Origin of the sequence: Planococcus donghaensis MPA1U2 (assembly GCF_000189395.1) — a bacterium.
GTDB lineage: Bacteria > Bacillota > Bacilli > Bacillales_A > Planococcaceae > Planococcus > Planococcus donghaensis_B.
Window position 1 is genome coordinate 1 of sequence record NZ_AEPB01000055.1, and the last position, 391, is coordinate 391.

1 pseudogene is annotated in these 391 nt (G+C 49.9%); it reads left to right on the forward strand.

What is annotated here, in order from left to right:
* Positions 1-391 (forward strand): annotated as a pseudogene (locus tag GPDM_RS14610) (copper amine oxidase); the annotation flags it as partial.

The window sequence follows — 391 nt, forward strand, 5'->3', positions numbered from 1 at the left end:
GACATTAACGGAGCATGCTTTCCTCGCAATCGAAGCAATGCGTAAAGGCGTCGACAGTGCAGAAGATTTTGACCAAGCAGCGGGCGCGTTACTAGCGAACGCCGATGACTTATCTGCCGCAGTTGGGTCCGTTTACGGCGACGAAGGCGCAGCACAGTTTGACGAAGTATGGAAATCACACATTGGCTATTTCGTCGATTACGTAACAGCGACTGCTGAAGACAACCAAGAAGGCAAAGAGCAAGCGCTAGCAGAACTCGAAGAATACAAAGTGGAACAATCTAAATTCTTTGATTCGGCAACAGGTGGCTTACTACCAGCGGCAGCGGTTCAAGAAGGATTGGACATGCACGTCGATCAGTTGATCAACGCGTTTGACGCATACGTAGCC